Source organism: Gemmiger formicilis (assembly GCF_016901605.1).
GTDB lineage: Bacteria > Bacillota > Clostridia > Oscillospirales > Ruminococcaceae > Gemmiger > Gemmiger formicilis_B.
In genome coordinates this window covers 1-494 of record NZ_JACJKP010000424.1, presented here as the reverse complement: position 1 = coordinate 494, position 494 = coordinate 1, and the positions used below count along the sequence as shown (strand labels likewise).

General features: G+C 59.3%; 1 protein-coding gene. It reads right to left on the bottom strand.

All coding sequences use genetic code 11. The annotated features are described in order from the left end of the window. On the bottom strand, positions 1-494 hold a 494-nt coding region (locus tag H6B10_RS15255), incomplete at both ends, for an Hsp70 family protein (protein ID WP_204652336.1).

Sequence of the window (494 nt, the reverse complement as noted above, 5' to 3'; positions counted from 1 at the left end):
CTGGGCACCGGCATCGGCACCGGGCTGAGCGCCCTGGGCCTGAGCAGCCTGCTTGTAAACCTTCTCGCTGATGGCGTAGAAGGACTTCTGCAGATCATCCTGCTTGGCCTTGATGTCATCGATGCTGCCGGACTTCAGAGCTTCCTTCAGGGCAGAGAGCTTGATCTCCACGTCGCTCTTTTCCTCGGCGGTGATCTTGTCGCCGAACTCGTTCATTGCCTTCTCGGTCTGGAAGACCATCTGGTCGGCGTTGTTGCGCACATCCACTTCCTCACGGCGCTTCTTGTCCTCGGCGGCATACTGCTCGGCGTCCTTGACAGCCTTGTCGATGTCGTCCTTGCTCATGTTGGTGGAAGCGGTGATGGTGATGCTCTGCTCCTTGCCGGTGCCCAGATCCTTGGCGCTTACGTGCACAATGCCGTTGGCGTCAATGTCGAAGGTAACTTCGATCTGCGGCACACCACGGGGAGCCGGAGCGATGCCATCCAGGTGGA